Here is a 17,337-nt window from a genome sequence, read left to right on the forward strand (position 1 = left end):
GGAACCCGGCTCACAGGGTGGCGACGCGTCAGGCCCCCGGCATACCCTGGACCGTGGGCGACGGCGCCCGGACCACCCATGCCCGATCAGGAGTTGGGAACAGCGGAGCCGTGACGGGGGGGCTTTTGTTCCATGGCAGCCATGGCGCTCATGCACCGGGGTTCGAGCATGAGCTGGTGGACCAGATGTGTGCGGTGACGGGCCTCGACGCTCCCCATGAGCGCGGCCTGCTGATCAGCATGCTGGCAAGCCGGTTACCCGAGCTGGGCAACATCCGGCAGCACGGCCGGACACGGTCGGACATGCTGGAGATCGTCCAGGCCTGCCTCCGCGACCCCCGCGGACTGCCCGAACTCCTCGACACCCTGAACGTCTACGCTCCCGGCTCCCCGCCCGTGCGGAGGATCCGGGAGCTCGTCGCCACCCCGCCGGTCCTCGCCGTCCTGCCCGAAGCGGAGTTACGGGGGGTCCGCACGCTGCTGGCCCGCCTCCCCCACCTCGACGCCCACGGCCTGCTGTACGCGGCCGCCGGCGACCTCCCCCTCCCGCACCCGCCCGTCGCCACCCTCGGCGAGGCCCTCGACCACCTCACCCGGGTCAACGCCCGCCCCGACGGCCTGCTCCCCCTGATGGTGCTGGTCGAGCACGTGGTCGCCGCCCTCGACGGAGCCGAGGCCCACCGCCGGATCGCCACCGCCCTGCGCGAGTGGAACGACGCCCAGGCCGTCAAACTCGGCCTCGCCGTCCAGCTCGACGCCGTACGCGCCGAGACCTCCGGCGCCACGACGGCACAACCAGCTCCCGCCTGCCTCGTTGTCCAGTTGGACAGACACGGAATGGACCCGAACCGGTATCTGCTCTCGCACTGGCGCCAGATACGTCCGGGTCCCTGGCGGCCACAGCGCGGAGAGGACCAGGTCGTGTCCCTGGGCGAGGTCGAGGCCACCGTGGAGCGGCTGGTCTTCGAGGCGGAGAAGGACTGGGCCGGCCGCCCCGGCAAACCGGTCCTGGAGTTCATCCTCCCGATGCACCTGCTCAACCGCCCCATGGAATGGCTGCCCCTGGCCTCGGACTCCTCCTTCGCCGCGGCCCTCTGCCTGAGCTACCCCGTGGTGCTGAGAAGCCTGGAACGCATGCGGGCGCCCCACTTCCACCGGCGGTGGCACAACCGCTGGCAGCAGATGCAGGACGCGCACGAGACCGTCTGCCACTGGGACACGGCGGGCCGGCGCGGCCACGACCCCGTCCAGTGGAACAGCAGGCTCACCGCCGACGAGCGCCTCGTCTCCGTCGCCCTCAACGCGCCCCCGCTGCCCGGCCCCGACGGGAGCCTGGCCTCGCTGGAGACCGCCCTGCGCGCCGGGGTCCCCATGGCCGTCTGGGACCGCAGGCCGGGGACGACCGGCGACTTCCGCCGGAGGGCCAAGAAGCTGATGAAGGGCAAGGCCGTCGAGCTGCCGCAGCGGGTCCAGCGGCTGCGGAACGAGGCGGCCACCGCCGCCGCGGCCCAGCGCGACCACCACGTGGGAAGACACCTCGCGGTCCTCTTCGACGACCCCAATCGCATCGTCGACTGGTCCGGATCGCCGGGAGACGACACCGCGCACGCGCGAGGCGGACACGACGACGAGGGGGAGACATGAGCGGTGTCCATCATCCGGTCGAGAGCAGCCGGAACGGAGGACAGGTCAGCAGCCGCAGCTGGTGGATCTACCGGGGCACCGGACAGCCGCTGACCGACATCCGGCTCGGCGACATCCTGCCGCCGCCGCCCGGCTGGCGGGACTTCGACGGCGGCCCGGTGCTCCCGCCCGTACCGGCCGAGAGCACCGAGACCGACCGCCGGCTCGGTGCCGTGGGCCGCGCCACACCCCGGCAGGACCCGCACGACATCGACATGATCAACACGGCGCTGCTGCTCAGGAGGCCCCTGCTCGTCACCGGGCGCCCCGGGATCGGCAAGTCCACCCTGGCCTATCTCGTCGCCCGCGAACTGGGCCTCGGCCGCGTCCTGCACTGGGGGATCACCTCCCGCAGCACCCTGCGCTCCGGTCTGTACGAGTACGACGCCATCGGCCGCGCCCAGGCCTCCCTGGGGCACGGCCGCACCGGCGCCCCGGCGCCGTCCGAGGAGCCGGAGGGCCCCGGGGGCCAGGCCAGGATCGGGGACTTCGTGCGGCTGGGCCCGCTGGGCACCGCACTCCTCCCGTACGAACTGCCCCGGGTCCTCCTCATCGACGAGCTCGACAAGAGCGACATCGACCTGCCGAGCGACCTGCTGCACGTCCTCGAGAACGGCTCGTACGACATCCCCGAACTGGTCCGCGCCCGCCACCAGGAGGGCCTGGCGGAGGTGTTCACCGACGACCCCGACCAGCGGGTCACGGTGACCGAGGGACGGGTGCGCTGCCGGGCCTTCCCGTTCGTCGTGATCACCAGCAACGGCGAGCGGCAGTTCCCGCCGGCGTTCCTGCGCCGCTGCGTCCGGCTGGACGTGTCCCCGCCCCGCGAGGACCAGCTCGCCGCGATGATCGCCGCCCACTTCCGGGACCAGGGCGGCCGGTACGACGCCATGATCCGGGCGTTCATGGAGCGCAGCAGGCAGAACGGCGGACTGGCCACGGACCAGCTGCTGAACGCCGTCTTCCTGCGGACGGCGGGGGTCCGGGAGGACGAGGAGGCATGGGGCGAACTGCTCGACGCACTCTGGCGCGAGCTCTCGGGATCGCCCTGATGGACGACGTCGCCCCTCCGTCCCCGGAGGCCTTCGAAGTGGCGGAGGCGCTGTGGCTGCACGCGTACCAGACGCTCGCGGTCCGGCTGCCCCCGTCCACCGAACCGCCACGGCCCCGGCCGGACACGCCACCGGGGCTGTCCGCCGCGTCCGGCGTCCCGGACCCGCCCACGACGCCCGGACCCTCCCCCGGCGCGGGACCCGACGGCGGGCCGCCCCGTGGGCACGACGACCCGGCGGAACCCCCCGTCCACGCCCGGACCGGGACGCTCCCCCGGGACGTCCCGGTCCGGGAGCCCTTCCGGCCGGTGCCCGGGGAATCGGTCACGGGATCCGGGTCCGGGACGGCGCCGACGGGGTTCCCGGACGGCCACGTCAGGGCGGAACCGCTGCCGGACCTGCACGACGCACCCGGCATCGCCCGGCGGCTGCGGCCGCTGAAGCAGCTGGTGCCCTCGGCGTACGAGATCGAGCTGGACGAGGAGGCCACGGCCGAGCACGCCGCCGAGGACGGCCTGTGGATGCCCTACACCCGGCCGGCGGGCGAGCGCCGCTTCGACCTCGTCCTGGTGGTGGACGACCACCCGACCATGGCGATCTGGGAGCAGACGATCGCCGAGTTCACCACCCTGGTCGAGCAGTTGGGCGCCTTCCGGGACGTACGGGTCCGCCGGCTCGGCGTGCGCGACACCCCGGACGGCGAGGAGGCCGTCCTGCGCGGCCCGTACCAAGGCCACGGGGGCGCCGGTGTCCCCGCCGAGCTGGTGGACCGGACCGGCCGCCGGATCGTCCTCGTCCTCACCGACGCCCTGGGCCCGGCCTGGCGGAGCGGGGCCGCCCGCAAGGCGCTGGAGCCGTGGGCGGCCGCCGGACCGACGGCGGTGGTGCACCTGCTGTCCCAGCGGGACTGGCACCGCACCGCCCTGACGCCCTGGCGGGTGCGGCTGCGCGCCGCGCGCGCGGGAGCGCGCAACACCGAACTGTCCGTGGCCTTCCCGCCGGAGGCCCGGGACCCGTTCGACCCGCCGCCCGACTCGTGGCGGGTGGCCGTCCCGGTCCTGGAGCTGGAGGCCGACTGGCTGGGCCGGTGGGCCTCGCTCGTGGCCGGTGAGGAGCCCGGCTGGGTCGACGCCTCCGTCCTGCTGCTCGGCGTGCCCGGCAAGGACGGGACGGACGCCGGCGAACCGCCGGAGGCGCTCCCCGCCCCCTCGGTGCAGGAGCGCATCCGCCGTTTCCGCAGTCACGCCACGCCCACCGCCTTCCGCCTGGCCACCCATCTGGCCGCCGCGATCCTCGAACCTGCCCTGGTGCGGGACGTGCGGCGCACGCTGGTGCCGGAGGCCCAACCCGTCCACGTGGCCGAGCTGTTCCTGAGCGGCCTGGTCGAGGAGTCCCCGCCCGACGAGCCGCCGGGCGCCGTCCCCGAGGTGCCGCTGGACTTCGTCGACGGGGCGCGCGAGCTGCTGCTGTCCAGCGCGATGCGGGCGGACACGGCGCGCGTCGTGCGCTCGGTGTCCGACTTCTACGGCGACCGGTTCGAGGCGGCCCGCGGCCTGCACGGCGCGCTGCTCGCCCCGGAGGAGGTGCCCGACCCGCCGCTGACCGCGGAGAGCCTGCCGTTCGTCCGCGTCGAGCTCGCCGTCCTGCGCGCCCTGTCCGGGCCCTACCTCGACCGGGCCGGCCGGATCAGCGCCGCCCTGGAAGGGAGTTCGCCGGGAGCGTCGCACATACCGAACGATGCGTCATTGGTCCACGATATCCGCAATGCACACGAAACCTCCGACACGGGCGGCCCTTCCATGAGCGAGACCACTGCCAGCCAGCACCAGCGCCAAGACGGAGGGGCCTTGAACGGGACCCCGGCCCAGTCGATTCCGACCCCGGCCCCCGACGGACGCCGGGAGGCCCAGGAGACCCCGCCGTCCGGCACGCCGATTCCGGCGCCGACCGGGTCGCGGCAGTCCGAGTCCCGCTCCGCCGTGCCCGCCATCTGGGGCAACATCCCGCCGAACAACCCGAACTTCGTCGGCCGGGAGGACGTCCTCGCCCAGGTGCGCGAGCAGTTGCTGACCGGCGACACCTCGGCGGTGCTGCCGCACACGCTGCACGGCATGGGCGGCGTCGGGAAGTCCCAGATCGCCATCGAGTACGTCTACCGGTACGCCGCCGACTACGACGTCGTCTGGTGGATCCCCTCCGAGCAGCCCACGATGATCCTGACCGCGCTCACCGAACTCGCCCAGCGGATGGGCCTGAACGTGAGCAACGAGGCCAACCGGGCCGTCCCCGCGGTCCGCGAGGCGCTGCGCAGGGGCGACCCGTACAGCAGGTGGCTCCTCGTCTTCGACAACGCCGAGAACGTGGAGGCCGTACGGCCCTACTTCCCGACCGGCGGCACCGGCAAGATCCTCATCACCTCCCGGAACCAGGAGTGGGACCGGGTGGCCAGGACGCTGTCCGTCGACGTCTTCACCCGCGAGGAGAGCAAGGCCCTGCTGCGGCGGCGCGCCCGCGACCTGAGCGACACCGACGCCGACAAGCTCGCCGAGGCGCTGGGCGACCTGCCGCTCGCCATCGAGCAGGCGGCGGCCTGGCAGGCCGTCACCGGCATGGCCGTGCCCGAGTACCTGCGGCTGATCAACGAGAAGATCGCCGAGCTGATGCTCGAACTGGTCCCGTCGCCCGACTACCCGATGTCGGTGGCCGCCGCCTGGGACGTCTCGCTGCGCCAGCTGGAGCAGCGCAATCCCGCCGCGCTCCAACTCCTCCAGGTCTGCTCCTTCTTCGCCCCCGAGCCGATCTCCCGCTCGCTGTTCAACAACTCGCGGAGCACCACCATCGCCCCCGAGCTGGACGAGGCCCTGCGGCACCCGATCAAGCTCGGCCGGGCCATCCGCGAGATCAACGTCTACGCCCTGGCGCGCATCGAGCACCGGCACGACACCATCCAGCTGCACCGTCTGGTCCAGGCCGTGCTGGTCAACCGCATGTCCCCGCAGCAGCAGGCGGACATGCGGCACGGCGCGCACCTCCTCCTCGCCGACGCCAACCCCAACAGCCCCGGCTCGCGCGAGCTCTGGCCCCGCTACCAGGCGCTGCTGCCGCACGTGGTGGTGTCCCGGGCCGTGGAGTGCGAGTCGCCGTGGGTGCGCGGCCTGGTCCGGGGCATGGTCGAGTTCCTCTACGTCTGGGGCGACCACAGGAGCTCGGCGACGATGGCCAGGGAGGCGCTGGACATCTGGACCGAGAAGTTCGGCGCCGAGGACCAGCAGACGCTGGAGATGGCGAAGTGGCTGGCCTTCCTGCTGCGCGTGCTCGGCGAGTACCAGGAGGCCGCCGCGATGATGGAGCGCACCGCGGAGACCTACCTGCGGACCGCCGGCGAGGAGGACGAGGGCACCCTGGACGCCCTCATCCAGCTGTGCAGCGGTCTGCGGCTGCGGGCCGAGATGGCCCGGGGCCTGGAGATCAACCGGTCGGTGTACGAGCGCTCGCTGCGGACCTTCGGCGAGGACGACCCGGCCACCCTCCGCGCGGCCCACAGCCTCGGCGTCGGCCTGCGGCTGATGGGCCTGTACCGGGAGGCGCGCGCGCTCGACACGGAGACGGCCCGGCTGCGGGCCCTCAACCTGGGCGAGAACCACCTCGACACCCTGAACACCCGTACCGGCCTGGCCATCGACATCCGCGAGGACGGCGACTACCTGGAGGCGGCCGCCCACCTGGAGGGCGTCTACGCGACCTATCTGGCCGTCTTCGGGGAGGACACGCCCGTCAGCCTCGGCTGCGCCCGCGTCCTCGCGGTGTGCCGCCGCCGCGCGGGCAACCACGAGGGGGCGCTGGAGCTCGGCGAGACGGTGTGGACGAAGTTCGTGAACCGCTACGGCCCCGATCACCCGGACGCCGTCGCCTGCGCCGCCAACCTGGTCGTCGAGTTCCGGCAGGACGGGCAGCTGAGGCGGTCGAGGGAGCTCGGCGAGGCGACGGTCGAGCGCTACACGGCGAAGCTCGGGGCCTCGCATCCGTACACCCTGTCGGCGCGCACCAACCTGGCGATCACCCTGCGGCACCTGGGGGACGTGGAGGCGGCCGGGGAGAACCTGGCGGTGGCGCTGCCGGGGCTGCGGGAGTCGCTGGGCGAGGAGCACATCCTGACGCTGACCGCGGCGATCGGCGCGGCCAGCCACCATGCCGACGAGGGGCGTCACGCGGAGGCCCTGGAGCTGGGCCGGCGGACGCTGGAGATCCTGACCCGGGTCGTCGGCGAGGCCCACCCGACCACGCTGGCCTGCGCGACCAACGTCGTCCTCGACCTGCGCGCGATGGACCGGGACACCGAGGCCACGGCCCTGCACACCGAGACCCTGGCGCGGTTCCGCGCCAGGCTCGGCGAGGACCACCCGGCGACCGTGTCCTCCGCCAGCGGCCGCCGTGCGGACGTCGACATCGCCCCGGTGCCCTTCTAGGCGCGACGGAGGTGCGGGAGAGCCGGCCGGTCCCGGGACCGGCCGGCTCTCGTGTTCCTCACGGCCGGGGTGCGGCCTCCGCGTCGGCCGCGGGTACCCCGGGCCGGGCCCCGGGCGTCTTGCCGGTGCCGACGACGAGGTCGACGGGCACGGCGGGCGGGCCGCCGGCCGGTCGGCGCAGGAGTCCGATGAGCGGCCCCGTGGCGGCCGTGGTCACGAGCGCCATGACGACGAGGATCGCGTAGAGCCGGGGGCCGATGACGCCGGCCTGCAGTCCGACGTTGAGCACGATGAGTTCGGTGAGGCCGCGGGTGTTGAGCAGGACGCCGATCAGCAGGGAGTCGCGCCAGGGCAGGCGGGCGCCGCGGGCCGAGAGCGAGCCCGCCGCCACCTTGCTCACGATCGCCGCGGCGACTATCACCACGAGGAGCAGCAGGTCCGACGCCTGGAGTCCGCCGAGTCCGACGGCCATCCCGGAGACCGCGAAGAACACCGGGAGCAGCAGTCCGCCGATGTCCTGGAGGGGGCGCAGGAGCCGGCCGTCCGGGGAGCCGTCCGGGTTGCGGGGCATGATGACGCCGGCCAGCAGCGCGCCGAAGATCACGTGGAGTCCGAGCGCGTTGGTGGCCCAGGCGGAGGCCAGGGCCAGGGTGACGACGACGGGGAGGTGGGCGGACACCTGGGTGCCCGGCCGGCGCGTCCATCGCTCCAGCAGGGGCCGTACGCCGAAGAGCATCACCAGGACGTAGAGGACGAGCAGGACGGCCTTGACGGCCCAGTCGCGTACGGAGCCGTGCTCGCCGCCGACCAGGATCACGGCCAGGACGGGCCAGCTGAGTGCGTCGATGACGCCGGCGGAGGCCATGGCGATGGTGCCCGGCCTGCTTCCGGTGAGTCCCTGGTCCCTGATGATGCTGGCCAGGACGGGAACCGCCGTGATGGACAGGGCGATCGCCATGTAGAGGACGAAGGTGGTGTCGGTCGGGCGTCCGCCGTTGACCGAGGCGAACGCGCCGGGGAGGAGCAGGACGATGCCGGCGCCCATCAGCATGGGGAGGACGAAGCCGCTCAGGGAGACGGCGGTCACGGCCCGCTGGCCGCGCAGCATGCCGAGGTCCAGCTCGTATCCGACGACGAAGAGGAACAGCACCAGGGCCACTTGGGCCAGCGCGGTGAGGATGGGCTGGATCTGCGTCGGGAAGAGGGTCTCGTATACCTGGCCGGGGGCCAGGCCGAGCAGGCTCGGTCCGAGCGCGATGCCAGCGAAGAGCTGGCCGACGACGGGTGGTTGGCCGAGTCTTCGGGCGACGGCGCCCAGGCCGTAGGAGGCCGCGATCACCACGGCGAGGGCCGCGACGACATGGGTGACGACGGACTCTGAGCTCACCGGCAATCCCCTTCCGGGAAGTGCCGCACAGTGAGGCACAGCCCTGTGGATTGTATCCGCTGCGGCCGCAAGTGCCCTATCGTGAAAGCCATTTGGCGTAGCCGTCCCGGACGGGGGTCAGTGGTGACGACAGTGTTGTTCGTCCATGGCACGGGAGTGCGAGAGCCGGGGTTCACCGTATCCCTGGAGCGCGTGCGGGAGGGTTTGCGGTCGTCGCGGCCCGACGTCGCGGTGCTGCCCTGCTACTGGGGTGGAAGCGCCGGATCGGCGCTTCGCTCGAACGGCGTCTCCGTGCCGGGGTACGGCACGGGCCGTGGCGCGGCGGAGGCGGGCGCTCCGGGCACGGAGGCCGGGGAGCCGGACGAGGACGTCGAGTTCTGGGGGCTCCTCTACCTCGACTCGCTCCTCGAACTGCGCCTGGTCTCCGCGGAGTCCGCCGGGCGCGCGGAGCTCGCGCCGGGCGCGCGGCCGCCGGGCGAGGCGCTCTCGTCGGCCGCCCTGGACCTCTCCGGGGACGACGAGCTGCGCGGGCTCCTCGACGCCGCGGGGATCGCGGACGACTTCGCCGCGGCCGTGGCGGCGGTGCTGACCTCGCCGGACGGCCGCCGGTTCCTCCGGACCGCCGACGCGGGAGCCGGGACCACCGAGCTCGCGCGGGCGTTCGTCGCCGAGGCGGTACGGCGCCGGATCGACGGGGACGGAGCGGCGCCGGCCTTGGACGGCACGGCCCGTGACGCGGCGGTCGCCCGGATCGCGGCGCTGCTCCCCGGGGATCCGTCCGGCCCGGACGGGGCCGGGACGCACCGCGGACCGGTGACCCGGCGGGTGAGGCGGCTGGCCGGGCGGCTGGCGCTCGGTCTGGCCTCGGCGCAGGTGGTGAGGCGGCGTTCGGCGCTCACGGACGCGGCCCATCCGGCGGCCGGGGACGTTCTCCTGTACCTGGCCCGGGGGGCCGCGATCCGCGAGGTCGTCCTGGAGGCGGTGCGGGCCGCGGAGCCGCCGGTCGTCCTGCTGGCGCACAGCCTCGGGGGGATCGCCGCGCTCGACCTGCTGGTGCTGCGGGAGCTGCCGCAGGTCGAGCTGCTCGTCACCGTCGGTTCGCAGGCGCCGTTCCTGTACGAGCTGGGGGCGCTGCCCAGCCTGGAGCACGGCAGTCCGCTGCCCGCGCACGTGCCGCGCTGGCTGAACGTGTACGACCGTCGGGACCTGCTCGGCTATGTCGGCGCGGGCGTCTTCCCCGGCCGGGTCGAGGACGTCGCCGTGGACAGCCGGCAGCCCTTCCCGCTGTCCCACAGCGCCTACTGGAGCAACCCGGAGCTGTACCGCCTCCTCGCGGGGGAGCTGCCGTGAGCCCCGCCCGTCCCGACCGCACGTACGCAGTCGTCGTCGGCGCCGAGCGTTACGCCGCCGGTCCGTCCTGGAACCTGCCGGGACCGGCCGCGGACGCCCGGCGTTTCACCGCCTGGCTGCGCGGGCGCGGGGTGCCGGCGTCCCAGGTGTTCCTGCTCCTCGACGCGCTGCCCGGCGCGGCCGGCCCGGCGGTCGACGTGGCGGCGGGGCCCGCCGGACGGGAGGCCGTGCAGGAGGTGCTCGCACGCCGGCTGCCGCGCCTGGAGGGCGATCTCCTGTGGGTGTTCTGGGGCGGTCACGGGGTCACCGACCCGCAGGGGCACCGTCGGCTCTTCTACGCCGACGCCTCGGCGGACGAGCGGCGGAACCTGGACCTGGACGCCTGGCTGACCGCGTTCACCACCGACCTGTTTCCAGGCTTCCGGCGTCAGATCTGGCTGGTGGACTCCTGCCAGACCTTCGTCGAGGACCTCGGCTTCGCCCGCACGCTGCCCGTGGAACTCCCTGCGGGCGGCGACCGGTTGCCGGGGCGCGAGCAGTTCGTCCTGCTGGCCTCCGGGCCGGGGCAGCGGGCGGCCAACGACCCCGTGGCGCAGACCGGGGCGTTCTCGCGGGCGGTGCTGGACGCGCTGGAGGCCTCGGACGGCGCCGCGTGGCCGCCCGTCATGAGCGGGATCGCGGACACCGTGGTCTCCGGGTTCGCGGACGGGGAGCAGCGGCCCACCTCGCTCTGGTACCGGTCCTGGGCGGGCGACGAGCGCCGGATCGTGTTCCCCGCCACACGTCGCCTGGAGGAGCCCGTGCCGGACGAGGGGCTCAACGCGCTCATCGGGCTGCTGGCCGGCTGGCCCAGCATGGCGGACCGGGACCAGCGCCAGCTCGTGCTGGGCATGCTGCCCGCCGACCTGGCCGGCTCGATCCCCCGGATGGGCGCGCCGCGCCCGGACCTCATCAGCATCGTGCGCACCTGCCGTCGCCATCCCGGAGGTCTCGCCGCCCTCGTCGAGGCGATCGCACTGCTCGAACCGGGCTCGCTGGAACAGCGCGAGCTGAAGAACTGGGCCGATCGCTGGCTGATGCCGGAAACCGGGGGCTGACCGCCTGATCACGCCCTTCCCGAACCCCCCGGCCTGCGTCATCATGAAGGCAAACGGGGTTGAGGGCATGGCGGGGGGTAGGTCGAGATGCACACGTCCGACGAGTACATGGGATCCGAGCTGGTCGATCTCAACGACGTCCCCCTGCCGGTCCTCCGGGAGCAGGATCCCACCCTGCACGCCGACTCGTTGGAGCGACTGCTGCGCCAGGTGGAGCGCCCCCGGCTGAACTTCTCCACCGGCAGCGGCGACGGGCCGCCCGGGCGGGCCGACTGACGGGTTCCCGGGAAGGAGATCCGTGCAGACCGACGGACGTCACGAACCCGCCCGTAGCGTGCACCATCTCATTCCCTCGGCGCACTTCGACGCCCTGGCCGCGGGGCGGGGCGGGGCGGACACGATCGGCTTCCTGCGGAGCGGCGAGTACAGCAGACGGCTGTTACTGCTGCGCGCCCTGCTCGACGCGGTCGCGGCGACGCCGGGCGCGCTCGGCCCGCTGCCGCCCGTGGACAGCGCGTGGGACGTCCTGGCGGCCGCCCAGAAGCGCGCTCCCGAGGACTTCCGCGAACTGCTGCTGCATCCTCAGGTCGGCGTCTGGCTGGGGCACGGCCTGCGGCGGCTGCGGCACACGGCCTGGGGCGACGGGCCGCTCTGGACCGATCTCGGCCATGTGCACGCCGTGTGCGCGGTCGCGGCGCTGCGCGCCGGCCTGCCGCTGCGCACGACCGTGCCGGTGCGGGACGGCACCGCGATGTTCCCCACCCTCGGTCTCGCCCGGCTGCCGGGGCAGCCGCACTGGGCGACGGCGGAGGTCGTGGTGGAGGCGGGCCGGCTGAGGGTCGATCCGCACGGCGCCTGCGCCGGGCCGCCGGAACCGCCCGCGCCGGTCGACGGCGACGCTCCGGGCTGGCAGGGGCTGCGCCGGCTGCGCGCGCACGCGGCGGGACGGCCGAGGGAGGTGTGGCTGGACGACATCGACCCCTACCGGGACCTGAGCGAGCCGCTGGCCCCGCAGCGTCTCGACGCGGCGGAGGCCGCCTGCTGGCAGGAGCGGTTCGCCTCGGCGGTGGACGTCCTGGAGGAGAGCGACCCGGAGTCGGCGGCGGCGCTCGCCGAGGGGCTGCGCAGCATGACGGCGGTGGCGCGGTCGTCGAGCGGGGTGGTGCTGAGCGCCTCGTCCGGCGACGCCTTCGGCGGTCTGCTGACCTCGCTGCCGCCGGATCCGGTGACGTTCGCGGTCACCCTGGTCCACGAGTTCCAGCACACCAAGCTGGGCGCGCTGCTGCACCTGCTGACGCTGGAGCGGGACGGCGGGGCCGAGCGGCACCACGCGCCCTGGCGGGACGACCCCCGTCCCCTGAGCGGTCTGCTCCAGGGCGCGTACGCCTTCCTCGGGATCACCGACTTCTGGGGCCGGCACCTGGACCGGGCTCCCCGTGCGGAGCGGGCGACGGCCGAGTTCGAGTTCGCCCTCAGCCGTCGGCAGACACGGGAGGCGGTCGAGACCCTGGGCGCCGATCCCGCGCTGACGGCGCACGGGCGCCGTTTCCTGGCGGGCATGGCCGCGCGCCTGCCCGCCTGGGAGGCGGACGGGAGGGTCAGGCCGGGTGTCGACGCGATGGCCGCGTTCGCCGCCACGGACCACCGCACCGGCTGGCGGATCCGGCACCTGGTCCCCGCCCCGGACGACGTGCGGGCGCTGGCCAGGGCGTTCGTCACCGGGGCGGGGGCCGACTGCCGGGTCGCCGATTCCGCCGTCGTCCCGGATCTCGCCGACCGCTGGCCCCATGCCCGTGCACGGCTGCTCCGGCAGGTCCTCGCGCCGGCGTCCGGCGGGGAACGGCCGGTCGCCGCATCGTCCGCCGACCGTGCGGTGGTCACGGGTGACCCGGCGGCTCCGGGCGCCTACGCGCGGCTGCTCGCGGACGATCCCGAGTCCGCCGAGGCCTGGACGGGGCTGGTCCTGGCCCTCGCCTCCGGCGACCCGGCCGCCCGGCCGCTGCTGCGGCGGCCCGAGCTGCCGCGGGCGGTCCACCGTGAGCTCCGGGCGATGGGCACGCCGGCCGATCCCCGGCGCGTCGCGCTCTGGCTGGCCGCCGGGAGGTGCACCGGCCCGCTGGGGTGAACACCGCACCGCTGCCGGTTTCTGTTGGTTCGCGGCCGATCACGAGCGTCGACAGAGCGCCAGGGGTGTTCGGTTGTGAGTTTTCACGTTCGGGCACGAGGGGTTCGTCCGCCGTACGACGGGCAGTCATGGGACGGCCGCCGGGCGGTGGTTCGCGGGCGCTCTCCTTGGGGCGCTCGTCGGCCGGCCCGCCCGGCCGTCGCACCCGCACCCCACCGTCCGTACTCACCCCGGAGGAGAAATCCCCCCATGGCCGACCTCAATCGCCGCCGGTTCCTGCAGCTGACCGGCGGGGCCGCCGCGTTCACCCTGCTCTCGGAGAGCATCGCGCGCGCCGCGTCCATACCGGCGCAGGGTTCCACGGGCACGATCCAGGACGTCGAGCACATCGTCGTCCTGATGCAGGAAAATCGTTCCTTCGACCACTACTTCGGCGCGATGAAGGGTGTGCGGGGCTTCGGCGACCCCCGTCCCGTGACGCTGCCCAGCGGCAAGTCGGTCTGGAACCAGGCGGACGGCAGCAAGGTGACCCTGCCGTTCCGGCCGCCGAGCGACCACCTCGGCATGGAGTTCCTCCAGGGCCTCAACCACGACTGGGCGGGCGGCCAGAAGGCCTTCAACGGCGGGAGGTACGACCAGTGGGTACCGGCCAAGACCAAGGCCACGATGGCGTACCTCACCCGTGAGGACATCCCCTTCCACTACGCGCTCGCCGACACCTTCACCGTCTGCGACGCGTACCACTGCTCGTTCATCGGCTCCACCGACCCCAACCGCTACTACCTGTGGAGCGGTCACACCGGCAACGACGGCACCGGCGGCGGCCCCGTCCTCAACAACGCCGAGGCGGGCTACGGCTGGACCACCTACCCCGAGCGCCTGGAGGCGGCCGGCGTCTCCTGGAAGGTCTACCAGGACATCGGCGACGGCCTGAACGCCGCCGGCTCCTGGGGCTGGATCAACGACGCCTACCGCGGCAACTACGGCGACAACTCCCTGCTGTACTTCAACTCCTACCGGAACGCCCAGCCCGGCAACCCGCTGTACGACAAGGCCCGCACCGGCACGAACGCCAAGAACGGCGACGGCCTCTTCGACGTCCTGCGTGCCGACGTGCAGGCCGGCCGGCTGCCGAAGGTGTCCTGGATCGCCGCCCCCGAGGCGTTCTCCGAGCACGCCAACTGGCCCTCGAACTACGGCGCCTGGTACATCGCGCAGGTCCTGGACGCGCTGACCTCGAACCCGGACGTGTGGGCCCGTACGGCCCTGTTCATCACGTACGACGAGAACGACGGCTTCTTCGACCACGTCGTCCCGCCGTACGTCCCCGCCTCGGCGGCCCAGGGCCTCTCCACCACGCCGACCGCGCTCGACCACTTCCCGGGGAAGACGGGGTACGTCGCCGGTCCGTACGGCCTCGGCCCCCGCGTCCCGATGATCGTCGTCTCGCCCTGGTCCACCGGCGGCTACACCTGCTCCGAGACCTTCGACCACACCTCGGTCATCCGCTTCATGGAGACCCGCTTCGGGGTCCGCGAACCGCAGATCTCCCCCTGGCGGCGGGCCGTCTGCGGCGACCTGACCACCGCCTTCGACTTCACCCGCACCCAGACGCAGCCGGCCGCGCTGCCGCCGACCGACGGCTACTACCCGCCGGACCGCGACCGCCACCCCGACTTCCTGGCCACCGCTCCGGCGGTCGGCACGATGCCCCGCCAGGAGCCGGGCGCCAAGCCCACCCGGCCGCTGAAGTACGCCCCCTACGTCGACGGCACCGCGGACACCGCAGCCGGCACCTACCGCCTCGCCTTCAGCGGCGGCCCGCAGGCGGGCGCGCAGTTCTACGTGACGTCGGCGAACCGCACGGACGCCCCCTGGACGTACACGACGGAGGCGAACAAGTCGATCGCGGACACCTGGAACACCAAGTACTCCAAGGGCCTCACCGACCTCACCGTCCACGGCCCCAACGGCTTCCTCCGCCGCTTCCGCTCCCCCGGCAAGACCGCCGTCCCCGAGGTCACCGCCCGCCACGACGCCGCGACCGGCGGCCTCGCGCTGACCTTCACCAACGCGGGCGCCGCGGCCCAGGTGACGGTCGCCAACGCGTACGGCGGCACGCCCGTGACGCTGACCGTCGCCAAGGGCGCCACGGTCGCCCACACCGTGCCCCTCGGCTCCTCCGGCCGCTGGTACGACGTCACCGTCACCTCCTCGGCGTCGGCGGACTACCTCCGCCGCCTCGCGGGTCACGTGGAGACGGGCGCGGCGGGCGTGACGGACCCGGGCATCCTCACGTACTGAGGGCCTCCGTCCCGCCGATCGGGCGGGACACCCCCGGCACGCCGCCGGGGCGGACGGGTGCGCGCACCCGTCCGCCCCGGTACGGCCCCGGCGCTCCGGTCAGGTCAGGTCAGGGCGCGCTGGTACTTGTACGTGACCTTGCCGTCGGTCAGGTCGAAGTACCCGACCGGCGGGAACAGACCCGTCGAGGCGTCGCACTTGTAGGCGAGCTTGTGGCCGGTGGTGGACGGCCAGTTGGGGTAGGCCTCCTCGCGGACCACGCAGGACGCCTTGGACACGATCGACCAGAACTGCGTCTCGGACATGCCCAGCTGGACCTGGTTGTACTTCGCGAGCGTCATCGACGGAGCCGACGGCTTGTACAGGAACTCGTTCTGCTTCGACACCAGCTTGCCGGCCGTGTTGAAGTTGAAGTTCCCGTACGGCACGTAGTCGCCGCTCGCGGTGAAACACTGGATGGTCGAGCCGCTGTTCTCGCACCAGCCGCTCGCCGAGCCCGGCGGAGGCGACTGCGACGCGCCGACGACCGTCTGCCAGACCGTGGCACGGTCCGTGCCGAACGGCACCGCTTCGTACTCCTGGACCGTGAAGCTGAAGGCCGTGGTGCCCGCCTGCGCGGCGCCGGTGCCGCCCAGCATCGCCGCCCCCACCGCGGCGCAAGTGACCGCGGCACGCCATGTCTTCCTCATGCTCTCCACCCCTTCTGTCGGATGTCTCCCGGACGCACGCCATCCTTTCCGAGGGCACTCTCCCGGTGATCTCCGCCGGCTCCGCGTGGCCGGATCAGGCGAACGCGGTGTTGAGGGGCACGGATCGCAGCGGGCTCGGGTCGAGGACGCGGCAGCCGCTCGGGGCCGACCGGGACAGCCGCTGGAAGGCGGAGGGCCCGTCGTCGGAGGCGACGGCGGTGGCGGCGCCGAGCGGCGTGACCATGTCGTCGTGGTGGGTCGGGATCAGCAGCGGCGGGTTGTCCGTGACGCGCAGCAGCCGCTCCAGGTAGCGGTGCACCGCTCCGTGCGAGGTCATCGGCACCAGGGCGACGTCCGGCCGGATACCGGTCAGCTCGCGCTCGACGAAGTTGCTGGCGCCCATGAGCAGGATCGTCGGGCCCGAGTCGACGGACACCTGGTAGGCGAACGTCTCGCCCTCGACGAGGTCGCCGAGGGTGGCCGGCCTGCGGGGCGGGGCGTCCCGGCGGCCGGGCGCGAAGGAGCCGTGGTCGGCCAGCTGGCTGTGCAGGCTGCGGAAGACCTCCACGGTGTACCCGTCGAACTGGAGGTACTCGCCTCCCCTGACCTGGATCACGTCGGCGACGCGCTCGGGCGGCGCCCCCATGGCGGTGATCAGGTGACGGACGGTCTCGTCGCAGACCGTCCGGATCCGGCGGCGCCGCCACTCCGGGCGGCCGAGGAGCTGGGGGACGTCCGCCACGTGGTCGAAGTGGCCGTGGCTGACCAGGATCAGTTCGGGCGCTCCGGCCAGGTGGTGCGCGGCCACCCGCTCCACGGCCGCGGGGTCGGTCCGCAGCGGGAGGCCGGCGTCGAGGCCGCCGTGCGGCCCCAGGCAGGGCATGCGGCTCAGGTACGGGTCGAAGACGATGCTGCGGTCGCCGTCGATGACGATCTCCCAGCCGGCGACGCCGAGCCAGCGCAGCTCGACAGGGGTGGTGAAGGGGCCTCCGCGTCCGGGCGTCGGCACCGCGGCGGACGTTCCCGTCCCGGCGATCGCGGCCCCCGATGCCGCGAGAACTCCCTTGAGTACCGTCCGTCGTTGAGACAACGTTGCCGCCCTTGCCGTGCGTGATCCCTTGGAATGGGGCGACCATACGGGAGGTGTCGGTACGTATGGTGCCTTTCACGTCACCCCCGTCCTTC

General features: G+C 73.5%; 11 protein-coding genes. 8 read left to right on the forward strand and 3 right to left on the reverse strand.

What is annotated here, in order from left to right:
* The first annotated feature begins 185 nt into the window (after positions 1–185).
* Genes AC067A_RS10300 through fxsT form a run of 3 tightly spaced genes read left to right on the forward strand, consistent with a single transcriptional unit; the run spans position 186 to position 7,200 of the window.
* Positions 186–1,643 carry a VMAP-C domain-containing protein gene (locus AC067A_RS10300; protein WP_478617815.1) on the forward strand — a complete coding sequence of 486 codons (1,458 nt, stop codon included), beginning with the start codon at positions 186–188 and terminating at the stop codon, positions 1,641–1,643.
* Positions 1,640–2,734, forward strand: a complete 1,095-nt coding sequence (locus AC067A_RS10305; RefSeq protein ID WP_478617239.1) for an AAA family ATPase — start codon at positions 1,640–1,642, stop codon at positions 2,732–2,734. Before AC067A_RS10300 ends, AC067A_RS10305 begins: the two co-directional genes overlap by 4 nt.
* On the forward strand, positions 2,734–7,200 hold the full coding sequence (gene fxsT / locus AC067A_RS10310) for an FxSxx-COOH system tetratricopeptide repeat protein (protein ID WP_478617242.1): 4,467 nt from the start codon (positions 2,734–2,736) through the stop codon (positions 7,198–7,200). Before AC067A_RS10305 ends, fxsT begins: the two co-directional genes overlap by 1 nt.
* A gap of 58 nt (positions 7,201–7,258) precedes the next feature.
* On the opposite strand, the gene AC067A_RS10315 is transcribed toward fxsT, so the two are convergent.
* A complete protein-coding gene (locus AC067A_RS10315) occupies positions 7,259–8,587 on the reverse strand; it encodes a cation:proton antiporter (protein ID WP_478617245.1) in 1,329 nt (442 codons plus the stop codon).
* Positions 8,588–8,779: 192 nt separating this feature from the next.
* Between AC067A_RS10315 and AC067A_RS10320 the strand changes: the two genes are divergently transcribed.
* From AC067A_RS10320 to AC067A_RS10340, 5 genes are all read left to right on the forward strand, one after another.
* A complete protein-coding gene (locus AC067A_RS10320) occupies positions 8,780–9,937 on the forward strand; it encodes an RBBP9/YdeN family alpha/beta hydrolase (RefSeq protein WP_478617247.1) in 1,158 nt (385 codons plus the stop codon).
* Positions 9,934–11,034, forward strand: a complete 1,101-nt coding sequence (locus tag AC067A_RS10325) for an effector-associated domain 2-containing protein (protein WP_478617250.1) — start codon at positions 9,934–9,936, stop codon at positions 11,032–11,034. The genes AC067A_RS10320 and AC067A_RS10325 overlap by 4 nt, the downstream gene beginning before the upstream one ends.
* Before the next feature lie 87 nt (positions 11,035–11,121).
* On the forward strand, positions 11,122–11,310 hold the full coding sequence (locus tag AC067A_RS10330) for a hypothetical protein (RefSeq protein ID WP_478617253.1): 189 nt from the start codon (positions 11,122–11,124) through the stop codon (positions 11,308–11,310).
* A gap of 22 nt (positions 11,311–11,332) precedes the next feature.
* Complete coding sequence (locus AC067A_RS10335; RefSeq protein ID WP_478617255.1) at positions 11,333–13,159, forward strand: aKG-HExxH-type peptide beta-hydroxylase; 1,827 nt, start codon at positions 11,333–11,335, stop codon at positions 13,157–13,159.
* Positions 13,160–13,408: 249 nt separating this feature from the next.
* Positions 13,409–15,463, forward strand: coding sequence for a phosphocholine-specific phospholipase C (locus AC067A_RS10340; protein ID WP_478617258.1), 2,055 nt, complete (start codon positions 13,409–13,411; stop codon positions 15,461–15,463).
* Positions 15,464–15,567: 104 nt separating this feature from the next.
* Here the strand turns inward: AC067A_RS10340 and AC067A_RS10345 are convergent, their stop codons facing one another.
* Positions 15,568–16,152, reverse strand: coding sequence for a BLIP family protein (locus AC067A_RS10345; protein ID WP_478617261.1), 585 nt, complete (start codon positions 16,150–16,152; stop codon positions 15,568–15,570).
* 94 nt (positions 16,153–16,246) lie between these two features.
* Positions 16,247–17,161 (reverse strand): MBL fold metallo-hydrolase, encoded by a 915-nt coding sequence (locus AC067A_RS10350; protein WP_478617264.1) that lies wholly within the window; start codon positions 17,159–17,161, stop codon positions 16,247–16,249.
* Positions 17,162–17,337 lie beyond the last annotated feature (176 nt).

It is taken from the genome of Streptomyces sp. NPDC043176 (assembly GCF_056436715.1).